The organism is Bacillus sp. SRB_331 (assembly GCF_003264175.1).
GTDB classification, from domain to species: Bacteria; Bacillota; Bacilli; order Bacillales; family Bacillaceae_G; genus Bacillus_A; species Bacillus_A mycoides.
This window is the reverse complement of the sequence record NZ_NADV01000077.1, coordinates 1-25,069: the sequence shown is the minus strand read 5'-3', so window position 1 is coordinate 25,069 and position 25,069 is coordinate 1. Positions and strand designations below refer to the sequence as shown.

Annotated in this window: 10 protein-coding genes; 1 reads left to right on the top strand and 9 read right to left on the bottom strand. The window is 34.9% G+C overall.

Translation table 11 applies throughout. From position 1 onward, the window contains the following. Positions 1 to 4 precede the first annotated feature (4 nt). Positions 5 to 15,037 (top strand): DUF11 domain-containing protein, encoded by a 15,033-nt coding sequence (locus tag B5P42_RS30610; protein WP_113736010.1) that lies wholly within the window; start codon positions 5 to 7, stop codon positions 15,035 to 15,037. A 299-nt stretch (positions 15,038 to 15,336) separates the two neighbouring features. On the opposite strand, the gene B5P42_RS30605 is transcribed toward B5P42_RS30610, so the two are convergent. The 9 genes from B5P42_RS30605 to B5P42_RS30565 form a co-directional block, all read right to left on the bottom strand. After that, positions 15,337 to 16,884 (bottom strand): glycoside hydrolase family protein, encoded by a 1,548-nt coding sequence (locus tag B5P42_RS30605; RefSeq protein WP_002189041.1) that lies wholly within the window; start codon positions 16,882 to 16,884, stop codon positions 15,337 to 15,339. Between the two features lie 92 nt (positions 16,885 to 16,976). Beyond that, positions 16,977 to 18,029: a glycosyltransferase family 4 protein gene (locus B5P42_RS30600; RefSeq protein ID WP_113736009.1), complete on the bottom strand. Its 1,053-nt coding sequence runs from the start codon at positions 18,027 to 18,029 to the stop codon at positions 16,977 to 16,979. Beyond that, the gene (locus B5P42_RS30595) at positions 18,026 to 18,826 is read right to left on the bottom strand and encodes a glycosyltransferase family 2 protein (protein ID WP_044438077.1); all 801 of its coding nucleotides are present in this window, start codon (positions 18,824 to 18,826) and stop codon (positions 18,026 to 18,028) included. Before B5P42_RS30595 ends, B5P42_RS30600 begins: the two co-directional genes overlap by 4 nt. Beyond that, positions 18,801 to 20,015: an O-antigen ligase family protein gene (locus tag B5P42_RS30590; protein ID WP_113736008.1), complete on the bottom strand. Its 1,215-nt coding sequence runs from the start codon at positions 20,013 to 20,015 to the stop codon at positions 18,801 to 18,803. Before B5P42_RS30590 ends, B5P42_RS30595 begins: the two co-directional genes overlap by 26 nt. A gap of 3 nt (positions 20,016 to 20,018) precedes the next feature. Next, positions 20,019 to 21,455 (bottom strand): oligosaccharide flippase family protein, encoded by a 1,437-nt coding sequence (locus tag B5P42_RS30585; protein ID WP_002141066.1) that lies wholly within the window; start codon positions 21,453 to 21,455, stop codon positions 20,019 to 20,021. A gap of 83 nt (positions 21,456 to 21,538) precedes the next feature. Next, complete coding sequence (locus tag B5P42_RS30580) at positions 21,539 to 22,177, bottom strand: sugar transferase (protein WP_002030867.1); 639 nt, start codon at positions 22,175 to 22,177, stop codon at positions 21,539 to 21,541. 18 nt (positions 22,178 to 22,195) lie between these two features. Continuing rightward, complete coding sequence (locus tag B5P42_RS30575; protein ID WP_002186267.1) at positions 22,196 to 22,816, bottom strand: CpsD/CapB family tyrosine-protein kinase; 621 nt, start codon at positions 22,814 to 22,816, stop codon at positions 22,196 to 22,198. Then, positions 22,803 to 23,546, bottom strand: a complete 744-nt coding sequence (locus tag B5P42_RS30570) for a YveK family protein (RefSeq protein ID WP_002193180.1) — start codon at positions 23,544 to 23,546, stop codon at positions 22,803 to 22,805. The genes B5P42_RS30575 and B5P42_RS30570 overlap by 14 nt, the downstream gene beginning before the upstream one ends. A gap of 33 nt (positions 23,547 to 23,579) precedes the next feature. Beyond that, positions 23,580 to 24,740 (bottom strand): acyltransferase family protein, encoded by a 1,161-nt coding sequence (locus B5P42_RS30565; RefSeq protein WP_113736007.1) that lies wholly within the window; start codon positions 24,738 to 24,740, stop codon positions 23,580 to 23,582. Positions 24,741 to 25,069 lie beyond the last annotated feature (329 nt).

The window sequence follows — 25,069 nt, the reverse complement described above, 5'->3', positions numbered from 1 at the left end:
CAACATGCCCATTACGAATCGATTTTCTACCACCACTAACGGCGCACTCGCTATTACAGGAAACACACTAGGTTTAAGTAAAATTAGCAATCTCAACCGTGCTGGTACAATCGGTGCAATTGGTGCATTCGTAACTACGAATACTGCTTTACAAGTACCTACTTTTCCTGCTGGTACAACATTAAACTATACACAAAATAGTTCTACCGCTCTTTTAAATATCCCTGCTGGTAGTACTATTCTTTACGCAGAACTCGTTTGGGGTGGAAACTATTTATCTCGGGATCAAAACATTACGAGTGTATTAGGAAATCCCGTTTCTTTTACAACACCTGTGTCAACATACTCAATTACCCCTTCGGCTGTTACAGCTTCAAATCAAACATTCGTTTCTGGATCTGTCACATTTGGATTTTATACACGATCAGCGGATGTAACGTCACTCGTTCAAGCTGCTGGATCTGGATCTTATACAACAGGTTCTGTTCCTGGACTTGTAGATCCTTTAGACGCTTCTAATGGAGCCATTAATTCTGCAGGATGGACGCTTATTGTCGCTTATCAAAACGGTTCCTTATCCGCAAGAAATTTAACAATTTACGTAGCTGGTAACCGTGTTTCTGTAGAAACCGGTAGTGCAGATGTATCTGTCTCAGGGTTTTTAACACCTGCCGGGGGACCTGTAAGCGGGAGATTATTTTTAAGTTCTACTGAAGGGGATGCTGATTTAACTGGGGATCAAGCTTTATTTGGACCAAATTTCAGTTCATTAAATGCATTATCTGGGCCAAATAATGCTGTTAATAATTTCTTCGGTTCTCAAATTAATAATGCTGCAGGGAACTTAGATACAACTGGTACATTTGGAACACGAAATCAAAGTGCCTCTACAAGTACAAATATCTCCGCTGGAAGACAAGGATGGGACATTACTTCCATTGATATTTCTCCTTATTTAACAAATTCCCAAGTATCTGCCGCAATTCGTTTAACTACTAACGGAGATGCATATATGTTAAATACAGTCGGTTTACAAATCAATATAAACTCACCTAATATACAAGCAACTAAAAGTGTGAATAAAAGTGTCGCTACAATTGGAGATATTCTAACCTATACAGTTATTGTTCCTAACACCGGGCTTCTTCCTGCAAATAACGTTACTTTTACAGATGTTCTCCCTAACGGTACTTCCTTTATACCTGGAAGCGTAACGATAGATAACGTACCACAAACAAACGCAAATCCGGTCGCCGGTATATCTCTGGGGACAATTAATAATGGCTCTTCTCGTACAGTAGCTTTCCAAGCGACTGTCGTTTCTCTTCCAAGTCAAAACCCTATTTCTAACACTGCTAATATTACATTTCAATATACACCAATTGCCGGAGGAACGACTTTTAACGGTCTTGCAACAAGCAACTCTGCTGGAACACAAATTAACCTCGCAGATATTAATGGAACAAAATCAGTTAACAAACTTTTTACCGACATTGGTGAAACGTTAACGTACAGTATTTCCTTAGCTAATATAGGAAATATCGCTGCAACTAATGTTATATATACAGATCCGATTCCTAGCGGGACTACTTTCATTCCAGGGAGTGTAACTGTTAACGGAGTTACTCAAGCTGGAGCAAATCCCGCTAATGGTATATCAATTGGATCTATTGCTGCAAATTCTACTACTACCATTTCCTTTCAAGTATTCGTTCCTTCTATCCCACAAACAAATCCAATATTAAATAGTGGTACAACAACATATCAATACATTCCCGTACCAAACCAGCCGGCAGTAAGCGGGACTGACACGACGAATATTGTCTCCACGCAAGTGAATAATGCTACTGTAACAATGACGAAAGCAGTAGATAAAAACTATGCAGATATTGGCGATACACTGACTTACACTGTTGCCTTTACAGGTACAGGTAATACGAATGCGAACAATGTTATTTTTACAGATGTCATTCCTACAGGAACAACTTTTGTCCTAAACAGTTTAACAATAGATGGATCGACACAAGTTGGCGCTAATCCCGCTAATGGTGTGAACATAGGATCCATCCTAACTGGCACAACCAAAAGTGTTTCATTTCAAGTAGTAGTAAACACAATACCCGTGTCAAATGCCGTATCTAACGGATCAAGCGCTTCTTATCAGTACACCGTTAACCCTAGCCAATTACCCATTATGAAAAACATTTCTTCTAACGTCGTTACTACTCAAATTAACAATGCGAATTTAACATTAACAAAGTCTACAAATAAACAATTTGCCACAATTGGCGAAACGATAAGTTATACAATCCTTATTACAAACAGTGGAAATACGGCCGCCAATAACGTTCAACTAACAGATCCACTTCCAAATGGAACGATATTAACATTAGGTTCTGTAACGCTCAACGGAGTTTTGCAAAATGTGGATTCTCTCGTTGCTTTACCTATCGGCACAATTCCTGGTGGAGCTACTTTCACCTTATCCTTCCAAGTAACAGTCATTAACATTACTGCACAAAACCCTATCATTAATAACGCTTTCTCCTCTTATATTTACACTGTAAATCCAAGCCTGCCACCAACTTCAAAAACAGTAAATTCTAATTCTGTTACATCAACAATTAGACTAGCAAATCTTCATGCTAGTAAATCTGTAGATAAAGCGTTTGCGGAAGTTGGAGATGTATTAACTTACACCTTTGCTCTTACAAACGATGGAAATGTTGCGGCGAACAATGTATTACTATCCGATTCCATTGCGAATGGCACTTCCTTTGTACCGAACAGTGTTATAGTTAACGGTGTTACTCAGCCGGGCGCAACACCAGCTAGCATCAATATTGGTAGCATCAATGCTAATACTACAATTACAGCTTCATTCCAAATATTAATAACTAGTATCCCAAATCCTAATCCTATTTTGAATAGCGCTTCCATTTCCTATAACTTTATTGTTGATCCAAATGCTTCACCTGTAAGTAAAAATACAACTTCAACTACTACATTTACTCAAGTAAACGAAGCAAATGTAATTTCGGCAAAAACAGTGGATCGAGAGTTCGCTACCGTTGGAGATATATTAACTTATACCGTTATTTTAACGAATGCAGGAAGTGTTTCTGCTGATAGTCCAACTTTCTTAGATACAAATCCAGATGGCACTACCTTTATTCCAAACACTTTCCTTATTAACGGTGTACTCCAAAATAACGCAGATCCAAATATAGGTGTTCCGTTACCTTCCATTCCTGCTAGCGGATTAATTACCGTTTCTTATCAAGTAACTGTCACTGCTTTACCAGCTCAAAATCCAACAACTAATTCATCGAGTACACAGTATAGTTTCATTCTAAATCCAGGTGATCCACCAATTATAGAAACATCTTTAAGTAATACTGTAAGTACACAAATTAATTTAGCAAATGTAGTTATTGTCAAAGAGGTAGATTTAACTATTGCCGATGTCGGGCAACCAATCACATATACAATTTCCTTAGCTAACCTTGGCAATACTACAGCAAACAATGTTGTTGTTACCGATATAATCCCTCCCGGCACCACTATCGTACCAAATAGTATTTTTATAGGTGGCGCTTTACAGCTAGGTGCAGACCCAAGTACCGGCCTTCAAGTCGGCTCCATTCCTGCAGGTGGTTTTACAACGATTGTTTTTCAAATAAGTGCAAATGGGCTACCTTCACCAAATCCAATTCAAAATAGCGCTTCACTTCAATATAGCTTTATCGCTGATCCAAGTTTACCTGTTGTTGTGAAAAACGCTACTAGTAATATAGTAACTACACAAATTAATACTGCTAATATTGTTGCTACAAAACTAACGAGCACAAATTTCGCTGATGTTGGTGATGTCATATTATATGCGACTATTTTAACAAATAACGGGAATATCCCAGCTTCTAATGTAACGTTTACAGATATCATTCCAGCGGGTACCCTGTTCATTCCTAATACTGTAACAATTAGCAATGTCCCTATAGCAAATGCAAATCCTGCTAACGGTATTTTGATCGGTACGATCGGGGCGAATTCATCACGTACCGTTTCATTCCAGGTTTTTGTACCAAATATCCCTGCTGTAAATCCGATTACAAATCAATCAGGCACAACATTCCAATATACGTACGATCCATCCAAACCAGCTGTAATGCAGATGGTGGCTTCTAACACGGTACAGACAACTATTAATAACGCCTCAATTGCCGCTACAAAATCTGCAGATAAACAGTTTGCTAACGTAAATGATATTATTACGTACACGACTACTTTAACGAATAGTGGGAACACACTTGCATCAAATGTAATATTTACAGATGTAATTCCAAACGGGACCTCGTTTATTCCTAATAGTGTAACAGTAAATGGGAATACACTCCCTAATGTAAATCCAGCAAACGGAATTGCAATTGATCCAATCAATCCGAATGCAAATACTACAATCTCATTTCAAATAAAAGTAAATTCTATCCCTAGTCCAAATCCAATCCCGAACCAAAGTAATACAACGTATCAATATATTGTAAATCCTAACTTACCTCCAGCATCCGCCAATGCGTTAAGTAACGTAATAACAACTCAAATTAATAACGCTACGATCGTCGCTACTAAATCAGTGAATACACCGACAGCTGCAATTGGAGATATCGTTACCTATACGATTGCAGTTACAAACACTGGAAATATCCCTGCTAGTGCAAATGTTTTAACGGATGGGCTTGGCGCAGGAGCTTCATTTATCCAAAACTCCGTAACTATCAATAATGTTCCACAACCAGGATTAGATCCATCACTTGGTATTCACTTAGCAGATATTCCACCAGGTAATACTGTATTTATTACTTTTCAAGCACAAATTTTAGCGATACCGCCTAGTGGCACATTAACAAATAACGCCCTTGTAAATTATGAATATACAGTGAATCCAAACCAATCACCTGCTGTTGGTAGTACAATTACAAACACAACGGTTACTCCAATTATTGATGCTACTCTATCTATAAATAAAACTGTCAATTCAACATTCGCTACTATTGGAGATACACTTACTTTCACTTCTACCATTACTAATTCCGGTAACACTACCGCAAACAATGTTATTTTTACAGATTTAATTCCAGATGGTACAACGTTTATTCCAAATAGTTTTACAGTAAATGGAACAACAATTCCTAATACAAATCCACAAAATGGTATCAATATCGGTAACATAAATTCAAATGCATCAGTTATACTCAGCTTTCAAGTAAACATTACAACGATCCCAAATCCGAATCCAATTCCTAACAAATCATCGCTTCAATATAGTTTTATTGTAGATATTAATGAACCACCTGTTTCACGAACAGTTAAATCCAATAAAACTTTTACACAAGTAAATACTGCTTCCGTTATCGCAACAAAAACTGCGAGCAGTGCATTTGCTGCTGTTGGCGATACAATTACGTATACAACTACTCTCACTAATAACGGAAATACAACTGCAAACACACCTGTTTTTATCGATATATTACCACCTGAACTTTCATTCGTTCCTGATAGCGTACAAATTAATACCACCCTACAACTCGGATTTAGGCCAGATAACGGGATTCCTTTAGACCCAATTCCAGTTGGAGGAACGACAACAATTAGTTTTCAAGCGATCGTTGGCTCAATACCAGCTACAAATCCTACGTTGAATCAATCCAGTACGACATATTCTATCATTGTGGATCCTACCCAGCCGCCAGTGACAGAAACAGCTACAAGTAATCCAACTTTAGTGCAAATTAACGAAGCAATTATTCAAGCAACAAAAAGTGTCGATCGACTATTTTCTGACATCGCACCCGGAAATTCATTTTTAACTTATACAGTTTTATTAGAAAATATAGGAAACACAACTGCTACTAATATCACTTTTACAGATCCGATTCCAAATAATACAGTATTTATAGAAGATAGCGTTCGAGTAGGTGGGGTTTTATTACCTGGAGTAAATCCGGCGAATGGGATACCAATTGGGGATATTATTGCAGGAGATTTTATAAACGTCACCTTCCGTGTGCAAGTAGTTAGCATCCCAAATCCTATTTTTACAATCGGACCTGGAGGACCAAACTCACCTGTTGTAAACGGAGCTTCTATTAATTATCAATTTATGACAGGACCTAATTTACCACTTGTTTCACGAAGTACAACATCTAATCCGGTTTCAACACAAATAAATTCCGGAGAAATTTTGGCAGTTAAATCTGTAGATAAAACTTTTGCGAAGATCGGGGATACACTTTCCTATACAATTTCATTAAGCAACCCTGGAAATGTCACTTCACAAAATATAATTTTCACGGATATTTTGCCTGATGGAACGACATTTATATCTGGTACTCTTGTAAATGATTCTGGTGCTCAGCAAATTGGAAATCCTGGGAACGGAATACAGATTGGAAATATAAACCCAAGCGGAATGGCCGTTATTACTATTAACGCACTTGTTACAAACATTCCAAGTATAAATCCAATCTCTAATTCTAGTTCTGTACAATTTCAGCATATTGTCGATCCAAGTCAACCAGTTATAACTCAAACCGCTTCATCTAATACCGTTACTACGACAATAAATAGCGCAATATTAGCTACCTCAAAAAGTGCTGATAAATCCATTATTTCTGTCGGTGATACAATTACGTATACAACTACTATTACAAATATAGGAAATACACCAGCAACGAATATTACTTTCACAAGCGCTATTCCAGCCAACACTACATTTATACCAAATTCGGTTACAATCAATGGTATGCAGCAACTTGGTGCACGGCCAGCACTTGGAGTCAATATACCCAATATCGCTCCTGGCGCAACAGTAACCGTTACTTTCCAAGTAACTGTTATTTCTGTTCCCCCTTCAAGTTCAATTATGGATAACGATACAATTTTATACTTTTATACCGTTGATCCAAGCGCAGTTCCTGTTACTACTTCTACTTCAACGAACATCGTTACAAACCCTGTACTAGATGCTATGATAACGATGATTAAATCAGTTGATCAAACACTTGTAACACTAGGTGATACTATTACCTATACGACACTTTTAACGAATAGTGGGAATACAAATGCTACGAATATTACGTTCACTGACCTTATTCCAGACGGTACAACGTTCGTTTCGGATAGTGTCACAATAAATGGCATCACACAACTTGGTCTTAATCCTAATACAGGTATTACAATTGGATCAATTGCTCCTAACAGCTCAATAGCAATAGCATTTCAAGTTACCGCTACTTCCACCCCTGTTCAAAATCCCATTGCCAACTCCGCTACTGCTTCTTACACATTTATCGCTGATCCAAATGCACCAATTGTTTCAAGAAATGTTACTTCAAACACAACGTTTACTACAATTAATACAGCTACCATTCTTTCATCAAAGCAAGTTGATAAAGCATTTAGCCATATCGGAGACACACTCACTTATACTGTCACTTTAACAAACAATGGAAATTCCTCCGCACAAAATGTTATATTCACAGATACCGTGCCGAGCGGAACTACTTTTATTGCAAACACATTTTCTATTAATGGAATTCCTCAAAGTGGTGCAAATCCAGTGAACGGTGTAAATATCGGATCTATAACAGCTGGTACTACCGTAAATGTTTCTTTCCAGGTTACTGTAACGTCATTACCAACTGAAAATCCAATTGTAAATTTCTCATCGACATCGTACCAATTAGTCTCACCGCCTGATGCAGAAACTTCAATTAGTAATCCTGTTTCAACACAAATTAGAGAAGCTATATTATCTATGAAGAAAAATGAAAGTCTATCCTTTGCAGATGTCGGGCAAACTGCTTTTTACACTACTTCTATTGCCAATGTAGGCAATACGGATGCAACTAATATTGTATTCACAGATGTATTACCAAGTGGACTCACATTTGTTCCTAACACATTAACTGTCGATGGCATTTTACAACCTAATGCGGATCCAAATACAGGTGTATTACTTGCAGCACTTCCACCAAATGAAATATATAGTATCGTCTTTCAAGTTACAGTGAACAGCATTCCACCTATTAATCCAGCACCGAATACAGCATCAACGACATATGAGTTTACTGTTGATCCAGGTAATCCGCCGGTATCGAATACAGCTAGCTCCAACACTACACTTCTTCAAATAAACAACGCAAATATTATTAGTACAAAAACAGCAAATCTTACTTTTGCGGATGTTGGTAATACAATAACATTTACACTTAACCTTCCTAATACAGGGAATGTGGCTGCAACTGATGTAACTATTATCGATATTCTTGATAGCAATTTAAGTTTCATTCCAAACAGTTTCACAGTTAATGGGCAAACCATTCCAAACGCTGATTTGTCTACTGGTGTAAACATAGGTTCAATTAATGGAGGTAATACGGCAATCGTTACATTCCAAGCAACTGTTACTACACTTCCAACACTTAATCCAATTTCTAATTTTGCTTCTACCACATATCATTATGTCGTTGATCCTAGCCAGTCACCTATTACAACTTCCAATCAATCGAATACAACGACAACCCAAATTAATAGCGCTATCCTTACTGCACAAAAAAATTCAACTGCGGAAACGGTAGATATCGGGCAGGATATCGTCTACTCCGTTACAATTACAAATAGCGGAAATGTTAGTGCAACGAATGTTATTTTTACCGACCTTATTCCAGCCGGAACTTCCTTTGAACCGAATAGTTTTACACTTAACGGAATTAGCATCCCAAATGCAAATATAATTACAGGTGTTCCAATTGATGATATCGCGCCAAACGAATCTGTCATCGTAGCATTTCATATTAATGCCAATGAAATTCCGCCTATAAATCCAATTACCAATCAAGCTAGCGTTAGCTTCCAGCATATCGTTAATCCGGCTAATCCACCTGTTTCAAAAAATATTACTTCTAATAGCGTTACAACAAAAATTGAAAGTGCAATTTTAAACACTATTAAAATAGGAGATAAAACTTTTGCAACTATCGGTGATACGATTACGTATACAACTACTATTACGAACACAGGAAATATCTCTGCTAACAACGTTGTTTTCTCAGACCCTATACCAACATGGACACAATTTGTTGCTGGATCAGTTGTTGTTGATGGCACTCCATTACCATCCGCTTCTATTATTAGCGGTGTTGGCATAAATACGATAACTCCAAATCAAATCGTAACAATTATGTTCCAAGTCCAAATAATAAGCAATCCAACAACCTTCACACCTGAACTCCAAAACTTAGGATTTGTTAACTTCCAATATAACGTAGGCAATTCATTACAGGCTCAGCCTGGCAATGTGGAGACGAACGTCTTCGTTACTTCTATTAATTCAGCAATACTTTCAGCTGTAAAAACTGCTAATACAGCCTTTTCGAATATCGGAGACACAATCACTTATACAGTTTTGATTCAAAACAGCGGCAATACAAACGCTACGAATGTAAATTTCTCAGATCTTATTCCAGCTGGAACGACCTTTGTTGAAAATAGTTTTTCTGTAAATGGAAGTATCATTCCAGGGGCAAATCCAAATAATGGAGTTAATATCGGAACCGTTAGTACGAACAGTTCCTTAACTGTTACTTTCCAAGTCATAGTCACATCTACTCCACCCTCAAACCCAATTACAAACGTTGCATCTATTCAATTCACATTCATTGTTGACCCGGCAGCTCCTCCTGTTACAAGCACAATAAATTCTAATGGCGCTTCAACACAAATTAATAACGCTACCGTTACTACTGTTTTAGAAGCAAATCGATCAATCGTATCCATCGGAGATATAATTACGTATACAGCAACATTAACAAATACCGGAAACTTCCCTGCAAATTCTGTATTGCTCATAAACGGAGTTCCTGTAGGTGCAGTATTCGTTCCAAATAGCGTTACGTTAAATGGAATTTCGCTTCCAAATACAAGTCCAACTCTCGGTATTCCAGTTGGTATTATCGTACCAGGTGATTCTGCTACTATTACGTTCCAATTTCTTGCAAGTTCTATTCCACCGCAAGGAGCGATTATAAATCAAGCACTTACAAGTTACACTTATATTGTCGACCCAAGTCAACCTCCAGTTACAGCAACATCCTCATCTAATACGGTTAATACAGCTGTCGTTGATGCATCGTTATCCGTAATTAAAAATACAGATTCTCTCGTACAATCTACTAACGGTACAATCACTTACACAGTAGTCGTTCAAAATAACGGAAATACAACTGCAAATACAGTTAATTTAACAGATTTGGTCCCTGAAGGAACTGCATTTATTCCTAATAGCGTGACCATTAATAGCGTTTCCGTTCCAGGTGCCGATCCAAACGTAGGGATACCATTAAACGCCATCGCGCCGTCAGAAATCGTCACCGTCACATTCCAAGTTATCGTTCAATCCATTCCAAGCGTGAATCCAATTTCTAATACAGCCCGTATTGACTATACTTTTATCGCCGATCCAACCTCTCCTATCATCTCTCGTACAATTACTTCTAATCCAGCTTTCACACAAATTTCGGATGCGAATGTTCTTTCTTTAAAAGCTGTCAATGCACAACAAGCAACAACCGGTGACATTTTGACCTATACGATAACGCTAGAAAAGACCGGAAATATTCCAGCTACTAATCTCATATTTTCAGATACGCTTCCAGAAGGGACTACATTCGTAGAAAATAGTTTTACACTTAATGGAACAGCTATACTTGGTGCAAATCCAAATGTAGGGGTTGCTTTGCCTAACCTAGTAGCAAACGCTACTCACCTTATTTCGTTCCAAATTCTTATTAACGATTCATTCTCGCAAGAATCGATTACAAATCAATCTAATACAACATATACAATTCAACTAGACCCAGGACAACCGCCTATTACTGAAACATCTACAAGTAATATTGTCATTACAAATTTCGTGCAAGCACAATTGACAGTTACAAAAACGTCCAATCCAATAACTGTAGATATTGGCGGAACTATACTTTATATTTCTGAAGTGAAAAATATCGGCAATGTTGACGCAATAAATATTATTTTTACAGATTCTATTCCAGCTGGGACTACATTCGTTTCCGATAGTGTCACAATTAATGGTGTCCTGCAGCCAGGTGTAAATCCAGAAAACGGAATACCACTTGGAACAATTCCAGCAAACAGTTCCAAAACGATACTATTTCAAGTGCAAACAAACAATCCACCTACTGAAACCGAAATTGTAAATCAATCTTCTGGAAATTACCAATATGTAAGTATTCCTACAGCTCCACCGGTGAATCGCTCTGCAAATTCTAACATTGTTACAACATCACTTCAAAATGCAAATATTATTTCTGTTAAAAGCGCGGATGTAACTTTCTTATCAATTGGGCAAATTATTACCTACACAAATACACTACAAAATATAGGAACCATTCCAGCTAACAATACCGTGTTTATTGATAACATTCCAGAAGGTACTATATTCATTGAAGATAGCTTATCAATAAATAATGTGATTCAGCCTGGCGCGAATCCTGAAAACGGAGTAACTCTCAGCACGATACAACCAAATGAAACAGTCACTATTTCATTCCAAGTACAACTTACAAATATACCGTCCGGCAATACAGTCATTAATATTTCAGACACTTCGTACGAATACCAAATTGACCCTAGCTCTCCGATTATTCAGCGTAGATCGTTATCAAATGCAGTAAACACGGAAGTGCGGACGGCAAATGTTAGTGCAATTAAATCCGCCAATAGATCCATTACACGCATCGGTCAAATCATCACATATACAGTCGCCGTTACAAACGCTGGTACAGTACCTATTACAAATACTCTCCTAATTGACGCAATTGCTGCTGGCACCACATTCGTTCCAAATAGCATCCTTGTAGATGGCATACCAAGACCTAACGAAAATCCAATTACCGGTATCAATCTTGGTATTATCCTTCCAAATAATACGATTATTGTTACGTTCCAAGTAAATGTAGTCTCTATACCTGCACAAAATACTATTAATAATATCGCTGTTATACACTATGAATATCAACCGGAACCAAGCGCACCACCAATTTCAGAAACGACCTCTTCCAATACTACAAATATACAATTTATTGATGCTATTCTTATCGCTACAAAATCCGCTAATAAAGTATTAGCTAATATTGATGACACCATTGAATATACAGTATTCATTCAAAATAACGGATCTACTACAACTAACTCCATCTTTTTTACAGATACTATAGAAGATGGAACAGTATTTATTCCGGGAAGTGTAACAGTTAACAACACTGTACTTCCTGCAGCAGATCCGAATATCGGCTTTTTCATTCCTAATATTGCGTCAGGGCAAGCGACTACAATAACGTTCCAAGTTTCCGTTACGAATTTACCAGCTTTAAATCCAACGCCTAATACTGCAAACATCGTCTACGACTTTATTTTCAATCCTGACTTTGCACCAATTCAAAAATCTACTACTTCCAATACTACTTTCGTCCAAATTAATGATGCCGATATCGTTTCACTGAAAACTGTTAATTCGACTTCTGTAACGATTGGCGACATTTTAACTTATACAACAACTTTAACGAATATAGGAAATACAGATGCTACTGCTGTTGTATTTACAGACAACATACCTGATGGAACAACCTTTATAGACGGTAGCGTTTTAGTAAATAATATTCCTCAGCTTAACGCGAATCCAAGTACTGGTATACTTGTAGGAACGATTGCCCCTAACGTTTCTATTCCAGTCACGTTTTCCGTTACTGTATTAGCTCTTCCAGCTAGCGGTCGTATTCAAAATCAATCCACTTCTCGTTATACAATTAATGGTGAAGAACAAATATCGACTAGTAATATTACCTTCACTGAAGTTATTTCTGCTAATGTAATTGCAACAAAAACAACGCCTATCCAATATGCTGACCTACAAACTATCATCCCTTACACAATTTCCATCACAAACAATGGGAATATACAAGTAGAAAACATTATCGTTACTGATATCATCCCAGCAAATACGAGCTTTATAGAGAACAGTGTTATTGTGAATGGCACCGCTCGTCCAAATGACAATCCACTTAGCGGTATACAAATTGATAACATTCCGCCTAATACGACAGCAACTATTCTATTCCAAGTCCGGGTTACTTCCATTCTGCAAACAAATCCAATCTCTAACACGAGTACAATTGAATATGAATACACGGTACCAGATAGGCCACCTATTACTGAAACTATTATTTCATCAGCTGCCGTAACAGAAATTCATCACGCGAATTTAAATAGCAATAAAACTGTTGACCTTGCATTTGCAACGGTCGGTGATACGTTAACGTATACGATTACACTAAATCAAACTGGTAATGTTTCAGCAGATGATGTAGTCATTCAAGATATTATTCCTCAAGGTACTACGTTTATAGAAAATAGTGTCATTGTAAACGGAGAAACTGTTCCGGGAGTTAATCCAGTAAGCGGCATACCAATTGGTACTATAATTATAGGTGGAGATGCCATCGCTTCATTCCAAGTAACTGTAACTTCTATTCCAACACCAAATGAACTCAACAACAAAGCAATTACTACTTTTAACTATATAGTCAATCCAAATAACTTACCTGTTACAAATACGACTACAACAAATACTGTCACAACAACTGTCCAAAATGATAATATCGTTGCCATAAAATCTGTTAATGCCACGAATGCATTACCTAGTCAAACTTTAACGTATACAATTACAATTACTAATAGCGGTAATGTAACGATTGAAGACCTTCTTGCCATAGACACCGTACCAGTAGATACAATTTTCATTACTGGCAGTGTTACGATTAACGGGATCAATCAGCCTAATGCGAATCCTGAAAATGGTATTCCATTAGGAAACCTTGCTCCTAATGAATCTGTTGTCATTACGTTCCAAGTAACAATATCTTCTTCGACTCTTCTACCTGCAATCAATAACGATGCTTCTGTTTCCTATACTGTTATCATTGATCCGAATGAACCACCTATTACAATTACAAAGCAAACAAATGTCGTCACAACAACAATAGTGGATCCAATGGTTGGTATTGCAAAAATCGCTAACAAATCTATTACTATTACAGGAGATATCATTACATTCACACTAGACGTATTTAATCATTCTCCGATTCCGACTATAAGTACTTCCATTTTAGATACGATTCCAGCGGGTACAACATTTATTGAAAATAGTGTAACAATTAATGGAATACTATTTCCAAATATTCGACCAGACACTGGTATTAACATTGGTTCCTTATCGGCAGATGGAGTAGCAACTATAACATTTAAAGTTCTCGTAACTTCTATCCCTTCAAACAGTACAATTATCAATTCCGCAACAGTTACAGCTGCTTTCCAATTGACACCACAGGATCCGATTATTACTTTCATCGTTAATTCGAATATTGTTCGTATACCAGTTCAATTTATAACGGCAGCAGTGATAAAAAATGCTTCCGTCAGCTCTGCTTATTTAAACCAATATTTTGATTATACAGTGCGTATTACGAATACTTCCGAGATTTCACTTTCAAATATTTCATTACAAGACACCATTCCAGCAGGTTTACAATTTATGAACGGTACGGTCTTCATTAATGGGGAACGCTCTCCACTAGCGAATCCGAATATCGGTTTCCTAGTCGCTACTAATTTGGAACCGAACGAAACAATTATCGTGTTATTCACAGTACAAGTGATAAGTCCACCTATTAATAATGAATTTAAAAACACGGCAAACGTTTCTTTACAACTTCAAGTCTCTCCTACCGATCCACCAATCACAGTAACCATTACAAGTAACGAAAACATCGTCACCTTCATTCCAGAAAATCCAGATGAAACACTTCCAAATTTAAATTGTTTCTTTGACGGTGAACGTTTCATACGCATTACTCCTCGAAATATACGAAATTACTTTTGGACTTGGATTTGGTGGCAGTAATTCAGTACAACAAAAAAGATTGTATTTTGGTTGATTTGGACCAAATTACAATCTTTTTTTCATTCCACAGACTACACATTTCTCTTTTAAATTGAATTTATCCCGCTATTTGCGGGTAGTAAGGCTCCCACCTCAAAATTCGGCGAATGCGAGGAAGTTAGGTGGAGTCGGGCTGCCCGTAAAAGCCCCATTAATGCGGGCTAATAATCAGTGGGGGATGGACAAAACCCCACTGATTAAAGTTTCACTTTATCACGTCGCCTAGTACTCGTCCAAAATTATACAAAGACAGGATCATCTCACGTTATTTTAGTCGTAATAAGCTGACCAACTTCATTAATAGTAACTTTCCATTTCGCTCCACTAGCAGTCTTCATAATTACACCTTGACTCGCTTCCAGCTCAATATCTCCAAACATTCTTCCGCCAGTTGTCGCTAACCAAGCATTTCCATTTTCCATAGAAGACCTTGCAAAAATACGATTAATTCGAAAACGCTTATGGTCTTGAGAGTAACCACTCAATGTAATTCTTACTTTATATAACTGATTAGCTTTCATATTCGATATAACTGTATCTCCAACATTTAATGGAACATCTGCCGCGATAATCCAACTCCCAGTTGCACTTAATGCATATTCAATTTTAATTTTCTTTGGGCTCTCTCCCCATCCAAAGTACATCCCAATACAATTCAACATTTTGATCGGATTTTTCGTAAAGTCCAATTCAATAACAACTGGATTACTATCTGGAACATCAATATAATTCACACTTTGTTCATCTATTAAATTAAAACAATTAGCGATATTTCCTCCGTAAGGTAATTTCCCACTTACTTGCTTGACACTATACTTCAGCTGAGCATTTACTAAAATATCATCTTGATTTCCTATTAAATGTGGTTTATTCAGCGTCAAAGGTAACTGAATCCGAAGTGATTCTTCATAAGTAGACTTACAAACATTGTATTGTCCGTTATCTACAATAGTTGTTGAAAGTAAATTTGAAAAAAGGTAGTTACGATGGGAATTGGAAGAAAATTCAATTACTATTTGTTCACTACTCATCCTGTACGTATCCCAAATCATACAGTTGAATGTATTATAAGCACCTGAACAACGAATTGCTTTTTTCGTTTGTTGTCTACATTGCACTTGAATATCATGAAACGTATTTCCTGAACTTTCATTTGGTAAATCACTATTCCCATCTACTTCTATTCCATACTGACATCCATCAATAAATATAGATTGAAATACATTTGCGTTAATCCAGCAAGGTGTATTTATATTGTCTACATATTCCGTTTTTAAATATATTGCAGTTTGAAAATTTTTAACTTGAACATAGTTAACTTGAAAGAAACTAATATAATCCCACGCTTTTTGACAATAAAAATGTATAGCTTTTCCTTTATATGATGGTGTGGTATTTATTATATTTATATTTGATATGACAGATTGATTAGGCACTTCTATTTGTTGTGAACCGGAAACATAAATAACAGATGACTGAAATACTTGATTAATAACTTGAATAGTACCGCCAGTTATAGAAGCATTACTTTGTAACTCAAACGCATTAAAATCTCCATCAATTTGCAGCGTTACGGTAGGATCTAACTCTAATCTTACGTTGGATTTAATAACAATCGGCTTCAATATTTTATACGTATTAACCCCTGTAATTCTTACCGTCGAAATTCGGTTCGCTACACAATAATTAATCGCTTGTTGAATCGCTAACGAACTATCACTTCCTGAATTCGGAACTGCACCAAAGCAATCAATATGAACACTATTTTCTGGCGCACACTCCTCTTGTGAAGAAATATATTCTGACAAAATAAATTCACTCCTCATATTGCCTTTTTCATATAATATGTGAGTTCTCTCTTAAAAGTTTGTATCATAAAAAAAACAAACGACCTCCACGGTCATTTGTTTAATTCATATATATCCTTCGTTTCTTCTACCATTTTAGTTAACGAGAAATTTCTTTCCGCTTTTTCTCGCGCTTTCACTCTAATATCATTCACCTTTTCTTCATTTCCTTGTAATTCCTCCAGCACGTCTGCGAATTCAAATTCGCAATATTCAGATATTAAAACACCTGATTCTCCATCTATTACCGCTTCATTTATTCCGCCGACATCTATTGAAACAATTGGTGTTCCTGTAGCCATTGCTTCAATTACTACCATTGGAAACACTTCACGAAAAGATAATAAAAGTAATACATCCATATTTCCTATAAACTTATGTGGCTCTGAAATATTTCCTAACATCTTTACACTTTGTTGCAAGTCATATTTTTCTATTTCTTTCATAATAGATTCTTTCTCTGGTCCATCACCAGCAATATAAAACATAAAATCATTTCTCTTTTTCAACACATTTGCAATTTTAACAAATAGTTGATGATTTTTCTCCTTGGATAATCTAGCTAATATACCTACTTTATAAGTAGATTCTTTCTTTTTCTGCTGGAATAAAAATTTTTCAATATCCACACCGTTGTAAATTGTCTTTACTTTCTCTTCAGCTACATGAATTGAAATTAAGTTATTCTTTTCAAATTCACTTACTGTAATAATATTGTTCACATATTTATTCATGACATAACGAAAAAGAATTGGCATTTTCTTTTCTAGTATCGTTACATTATGTTTCGTATACACGATTTTTATCTTTCTTTTAATAAACTTTTGAAGTAGAAAAGCATATAATACCATTCGCAAACTATTTGCATGAATAAGTTCTATCTTTCGTTTATAAATCTCTTTTCGTAAGTAATGAATATTTCTCAAATGATTCCATCGACTAAGTAACATGAAATTTTCTTTTCTAGTAAGAGATTGATATAATTCTCCCTCACCTGCAGCTGTATAAACCGTAATGTTTTCATATTGCAAATTGTTTTCCAATTTACAGAAGTAACTCTCGGCTCCCCCAGTTATCAATTTATCTGTCATCAACAATATATTCATACTTGCGTCTTCCCAACTACATTGATTTTATTTTTTCTGTAAGCATGATAAGCATACTTACTAAAATAAAAAAAGGTTTGCAATGAATTAAGTGGTTTTTGTGCTCTTAACAGCTTCCAATATCGGAAGGCCGCCCTTATTTTATTTCTTGAAACAGAATTTGTAACAATTCTATATTTTGCCAATACCTGCTGTATCCCTTTCGCTTCATATCCTTTATATAACAATTGTAGCCATAACGCTGTATCTTCAGGCTGCACACTGGGCATTTCAATACAAGGAATCTTCTCACGATCAAGCATCACTGTTAAACACCCAATAATTGTGTTTCCCACTAAATAATGATAATCAACAAATTCCGGTACGTTCACCTCTCTATTCAGATCATTATTATTTTCATCTATTAAACTATAGGACGTATACGAAAACGCAACATGTGTTTCTTCCATAAATAACAATTGCGTCTCCAATTTATTTGGTAGCCAAATATCATCACTATCTAAAAAAGCAATATACCTTCCTCTCGCTTCTTTAATCGCTATATTCCGAGCTTTAGCAGCCCCCATATTTTCTTCTAATGATAATAACCGAATTCGTGAATCCCCTTCTATCATCTCTTTAATTTTTACAGCTGAGTGGTCCGTTGAAGCATCATCAACGATAAGCATTTCCCAATTTTTATAAGATTGACTCTGCACAGATCTGATTGTCTCACCAATAAAACGTAAACTATTATAAGAAGGTGTTATTATAGAAATACAAGGCACCTCGTTATGTACTGATAGACACTTTACCATCTATCATTCCCCTTCCTTCATATGTTGAAATGTACTTCACAACAACTGCTAAAAATAGAAAGAAAGCTTCGTTAATAATAAGTGATAATGACATCATCTGAAATAAAAATGCAATCATAGTCAATAAAAGATATGGCTTTTCACAAAACAAGTTATACTTATTCAACTTCACCATTAAAATACATAAAAAAGCGCTATATAAAAGAAAACCAATTGTACCCGATTCAGATAAAATTTCTAAAAATGTATTGTGCACATATAGTTTTTCATTGAACTGATACTCATAATAATTCGAAAAATTAAAAGCACCGATACCGATATATGGATTAGATAAAAAATATTTGAAAGCAGCTTCCCATAGTGTAAATCTGCCACTCCCATTATCGCGTGAAAAATCAGAAATTCGACCGTTCAATATATCATCTAGTTGTCCACCCATTACTACATTCGCTAAACTAAAAATAACAACACTAAACAATACTAAGCCCATTATTATTTTTACTTTTTTGGCAAAACTGGACATGCATACATATACAAAAATGACGAGCACAATTGCTAAAATACCACCTCTTGAAAAAGTTAATAAACTCGTTGTAACACATAGAATCAATCCTATTACGTTGGTGATATTATATAAATTTGTCATATAATACATAAAAAATATTGTATTATAAAAAATAAAGATGTTGGGATCATCTAATAATCCAATTAATCTCGGATATCCTCTATCTACTAATAATCCAGCATAAATCTCTCTCTCTTCTCCGCCATATAATCCAAAATGTTGTAATCCAACTATATAGAGTATGAGACTTACAATATTAAATACTAATCCTACATAGACAATGGCTGACTCGAGCACTACTATTTCGGTGTTCCCCAGTAAATTCCTCATAATAAAATAACATCCTAAAACAAGTAATACGCCGAAAATCATACGAATACTAGCACTTAAATATATAGAAAGAATGCCACTTAAACAATAGATGAAATAAAACAGTAAAAATACAACTTCATGAAAATATAGCTTTCGAATATAAAAATCTTTAATTGTTAAACAAAAATAAATGACTAGAAAAATCATATATATCTTCAAAGAAAACCCTATATATATGTTGTATTTACTTAACATAACAAACAAGATTAGAAGAAAAGTCCATTTCATTGAAATTTGCATATTATTTTCCATAGGCTATATCTCCTGCTTCGTAATATAATCCTTTTCTCGTATTTTTCTTATAAATGAAAGAATAAGTTTTTTTAACTCATAATCATATAGGAATATACCAACTACTACGATAAACGTATTAAGAACAAGTGCAATCAAATTATATGTCTTTAATACATATTGCACTCCAATAAAAGTTACACCAAAATAAATTGTATACGGTATTACAATTTGGAATACAATTTTTTTCCTCACTGTACTTACTGCTGTATATCCAATCAAAGCCACTATTTCAAATAAAACCATAGCGTAAGCCGCTCCTCTAACTCCACCAATGCTACTGAAGCTATATAGCATAATTCCTCCAATTACTAAAGCAACACACTGTACGGCAGTTCTCTTATTTTGAAATCCACTCGTTGTTAAACCATCGGCAATAGCAACATTTAAACTTTGTAATACAATGAGAAAAGATAGTATTTGGAGCGGCTCTACTGCATTACTCCATTCCGCATGAAAAAATATAGAAATAAAATAGGGTGCTAAATTATATAAACCTATCGTCATACATATTCCCACGACCGCCATTGATTTTATTTGAATCATATTTAATTTCGTATGCTCTTCTAAATTATTCTGGTTATAGTGTTTAAAGAGCACTGGGAAAAATGCCCCTGCAATTACCCCTGGCACTTGATATAAAGCCGCTGGCATCCGATAAGCTACCGCGAAAACACCCACCATACTTAATGGTAATGTATAATTGAGTAAGATGGGTGCTAATTGTGGCGTACTCATTATTAAAAACCCACTAACAATAAAAGGACCTAATTTCCAAAACAATCCTTTATGAATTGCTACTTTCATATTAATGTTCGTCTTTTTTCTCATAACGTATATGCTAAATAAACCGCCAATCATATAACCAAAACCATATAAGCGAGCTGTTATATACACTGGTAATTCTCCGAAAATGCAAAAGCATGTAATTATAATGACAACTGTTGCGGATACAACTTTAATTAGTGCTATATATTTCATACGTTCCATAAGCTGAAAGTAGGCAATCCCTATATTTTGACATGTAAGGCCTATTAACATCAGGAACATTACGTTTAACATCATATAAATTAAATTCTTATCCTCGTACACATAATGAATAGCTATATAACCAATTACAGAAATAAAAATAAGAAGAAGTATCCTTATCTTTATGTATGAAGATACAATCGTCCCTAAATCTACTCCATCCTTTGCCCCTTCTCGAAGAAATGTATTACTAAGCCCTAAATCTGTAAAAAATAACATTACAAACGTAAATGCTATCGCAACACTAAACATCCCGTAATTTTGTGCATTAAAAAAGTTGGCTAAAGCAATTAAGCTAATGGCTTGAAGAAGATTAGCTAAAATCGTACTATAAAATAGATGTACAATATTGTTTAGAATGGATCTACCCATACCAGTTCTCCTTTGCATGTAACCTACTTATATTTGTTGTGTATTAATTTAATATTTACATAAAATTATATTTACTATGTTTTTTATCTTGCGCCATTCCCATTCAATACAATAAAAACTGTCTTACATAAAATACGAATATCCATTCTAATCGTCTTCACTTCAATATATTCCATATCCAATTCCAACTTTTCTTTCGGATCAAGATTATATCCTCCATTTATTTGTGCCCACCCTGTTAACCCTGGTTTTACTAATAAACGGTGCCTGAATTCTGGAATATTAACTTCGAATTTTTCATAAAAATACTCTCTCTCTGGCCTAGGACCAACAAAAGACATATCACCTTTTAAAATATTTATAAGTTGTGGTAATTCATCCATTCTCGTTTTTCTTATAAACAATCCAACCTTTGTAATTCTCGGATCATTTTCATTTGCCCATTGTGGTCCGTTCTTTTCAGCATCGCTAACCATCGATCTTAATTTAAATAAATAAAATCTCTTTCCATTGATTCCTAAACGCTCTTGAAAATAGATTGGAGCCCCTGATGTTTCTAAAGCAATCAAAATACAAAAAAACAACATAATTGGTATCGTAAAAAGTAACAATATGAGTGAAAATATAATATCAAACAAGCGTTTTACACTTCGATTCAAAACCTTATCCTTTTCTTGAGCCGGAATAGCATACAACTTAGCTTGATTTGTTTCACGAATCATGGATCGTTACCCCCAAATTCAAGAATATAAAACTATACCTAGCAATTCACATTCTTTCCTCTTTATGTCCGCTATTACTTTTTTCACTGTACGCAGCGAATCTTTTCGTTTTTTGACTGCCAAAATTACTCCATCACATTTCTCCGCAATAATATACGTAGCAGGAAGCTCAAATACTTCGGATGAATAAAAGAAAATATAATCAAAGTCTACTTTCCACTTGTCTATTACATTATCAAATTCATCCATAGCAACTAAGGGCGTCCCAGTATGTACATTTTTTTTTGCGGGAATACAATATAAATATTCAGAAAAAGAACTAGAAAAAGATTCATAATTTAAGGCGGAAGAGCTTAATATATCGTTTACTGTTGTCATATGGTTGCTGTGTAATAGTAGATGGAGTTTAGGATCAGAAAAATTCATATCGACAAGTAATACTTTTTTTTTCATTTCCGCAAAAACTAATCCCATATTTACTATAAGTGAAGCAACAACACCTCTATCCTTCGTTGAGCTAACTGTGAATACTCGTTTTCCTGATTTTTTCAATTCATGATATATAGTATAAAATTGCTCTTTCATCAGAGCATCATGCGGATCGAATGGCAGCTTTTTCTTTGTCTTAAACATCGACATGTTCACCTCGATATATAGATGATTGCTTATCAACCTCTGTAGGTTTCTTTTTTCTTTTCGGTTTCATATTTATATGACCAATAACAGAGACTGTCGTTATTTTCTCTAAATCCTGTTCCACGTATATACGTTCATCAAAATAATCTCGAAATACAGCTAAACCTACACCAACAAAAAAACTAACAATTAAAGAGATAGGAATGATAAGTTGAAATTTCGGAAACAGCTTTTCAGCTTCTTCCTGTAACTCTCGGTCAGTTAATATTTTTACCCCCTGTACATTCGTATACTGTTGAAAGCTTTTTTGAGATTGTTCTGCCAATGACTTTACAATTTCTTTCACGATTTTAGGATCCGAATCTTTTACTGTAACAGTAACAATTTGTGAGTTGTCCGTATTCAACACCGAAATTTTTTGTGCTAATTCATAACTTGATTGTTCTAATTTCAAAGTGTTTCTTACTGTCGAAATAATAAGTGGACTTTTTAAAATGTCAACAAACGATGTTACAAGTTGCTTATTTTCTTGTGTTTTATTCGCTGTATTTTCCTTATTAAACTCATCTAAATTTCCAACAAGAATTTGCGCTGAATATTGATACGAAGGCTTTAGCACATACATAGAAATAATAACTAGAGAAACGGTTAAACAACACATCGTCAAAATGATCGTTACGAATCTTCTTTTCAGTAACTGTTGAAAATCTTTCATACTAATTTCTTGCTTCAATGATTCCACCGCCTTTTTATGAATAGCATCCTGTTAATCATTTTGTACAGATAACCCTTTCTTTTCTATATCTGCTTGTTTTGTTATATACTTTCCTAATCTGAATGAAAATTTCTCTACAAACAAATATGAAATCGTTGCAAGTATAAAAGAAAGAATGAGCGATATAATCAAAATAATAGTTAGCGGTAATATTTCATTGAGCATGTATATTAAGGAAAATAATGATATAAGATGATACAAATAAAGACTGTAAGAAATTTTCCCCAAATACAACAAGTATTTATTGCGTAGCAAGGTTGAAAATGTTGACACTGAAAGGCTTAATATGACAAATAGACATGCGCTTATCGCTACTACGTAGTCTCGAAATATAAAATTATTGAGCACTTTAATTTCTCCAATAAGCCCTTCATACATATAAAGTAAAATCGCAAATAAAAACCATGTGATTTTCGTATTTTTAGTACAATTACTATAAAAAGCTATTAAATTATTTTTATACTTCGCAACTAGTGCTCCTAGTAAAAACAGCACTGTGTAATGCAACGTTAATACATAGCTTGTTAATGTTAAACTCGAGCGAAATAAAAATAATATCACGACAGAACATATACTAAAACTAAACAATGATAGTAATGAACCCCTTACTGTTTTGCGTAAACAAGCCATCAAAACTAACGGGAAAATTATAGATATTCGCATTTCATGTACAAGTGACCAAATCACACTGTTATATGTATCTGTATTATATTTCCCAACCAATAAAACATGCTGTGCTATTAGACTTAAAGAACTTTCAATCGTCCATGAGCGATTAAACCATTCGCTTAAATAAGAAATACCATATTTACTTATTGTAGTCTGGCATATAATAGCTATGACTATTGCCACAATATATGGAATGTATATTCTGCATATACGTTTTAAAAGGTATGATCCATAGCTACTATTTGTTTTTTGAATAGATTCATACAAAACAAATCCACTCAAAACAAAAAAGATAATAACAGATTCGTTACCACTACTAAAAATAAGACGTGCAGGCGTTTCTTTTAATAGATATACAACAAATGGTTTATTATCTTCATAACTGTAATTTTGAAATGCTGAGAAAATCATCAAATAATGACCAATCATTACTACCAATGAAGAAATTCCTCTTATAGAATCCAGTTCTTCATGCCTCTCCATCGTTTTACATCAACTCCTAATGAAATGATAATAATCATTTCAAAGCGACATCTTTATTCATATTCCTCTCCTTTCTTTTCATTCCAATTTTTCATATTAAAATGATTTTATAGTATAAATTTGAGTGTATTGTAACACTTTTTGTAATATTATGAATAGTGAATCTTAAAAATTGGTATATACCAATTTCAACCTCGAAAAATGGGTAATATTGTTAGAAAAACACTATAAAAATATGTTGCATACTTACAAAATTAAAGAGAGGACTAGTGTTTTTTCAATATAAAATAAAAAAGATAGCCTTTATTTAATCTGTACCCTTTGTAAAG

Excerpts from the sequence above, each read along its gene's own strand:
- B5P42_RS30610 (WP_113736010.1), top strand. The coding sequence starts at position 5 with ATGCCCATTACGAATCGATTTTCTACCACCACTAACGGCGCACTCGCT.
- B5P42_RS30600 (WP_113736009.1), bottom strand. The coding sequence starts at position 18,029 with ATGAATATATTGTTGATGACAGATAAATTGATAACTGGGGGAGCCGAG.
- B5P42_RS30595 (WP_044438077.1), bottom strand. The coding sequence starts at position 18,826 with ATGGTAAAGTGTCTATCAGTACATAACGAGGTGCCTTGTATTTCTATA.
- B5P42_RS30590 (WP_113736008.1), bottom strand. The coding sequence starts at position 20,015 with ATGGAAAATAATATGCAAATTTCAATGAAATGGACTTTTCTTCTAATC.
- B5P42_RS30585 (WP_002141066.1), bottom strand. The coding sequence starts at position 21,455 with ATGGGTAGATCCATTCTAAACAATATTGTACATCTATTTTATAGTACG.
- B5P42_RS30580 (WP_002030867.1), bottom strand. The coding sequence starts at position 22,177 with ATGATTCGTGAAACAAATCAAGCTAAGTTGTATGCTATTCCGGCTCAA.
- B5P42_RS30575 (WP_002186267.1), bottom strand. The coding sequence starts at position 22,816 with ATGTCGATGTTTAAGACAAAGAAAAAGCTGCCATTCGATCCGCATGAT.
- B5P42_RS30565 (WP_113736007.1), bottom strand. The coding sequence starts at position 24,740 with ATGGAGAGGCATGAAGAACTGGATTCTATAAGAGGAATTTCTTCATTG.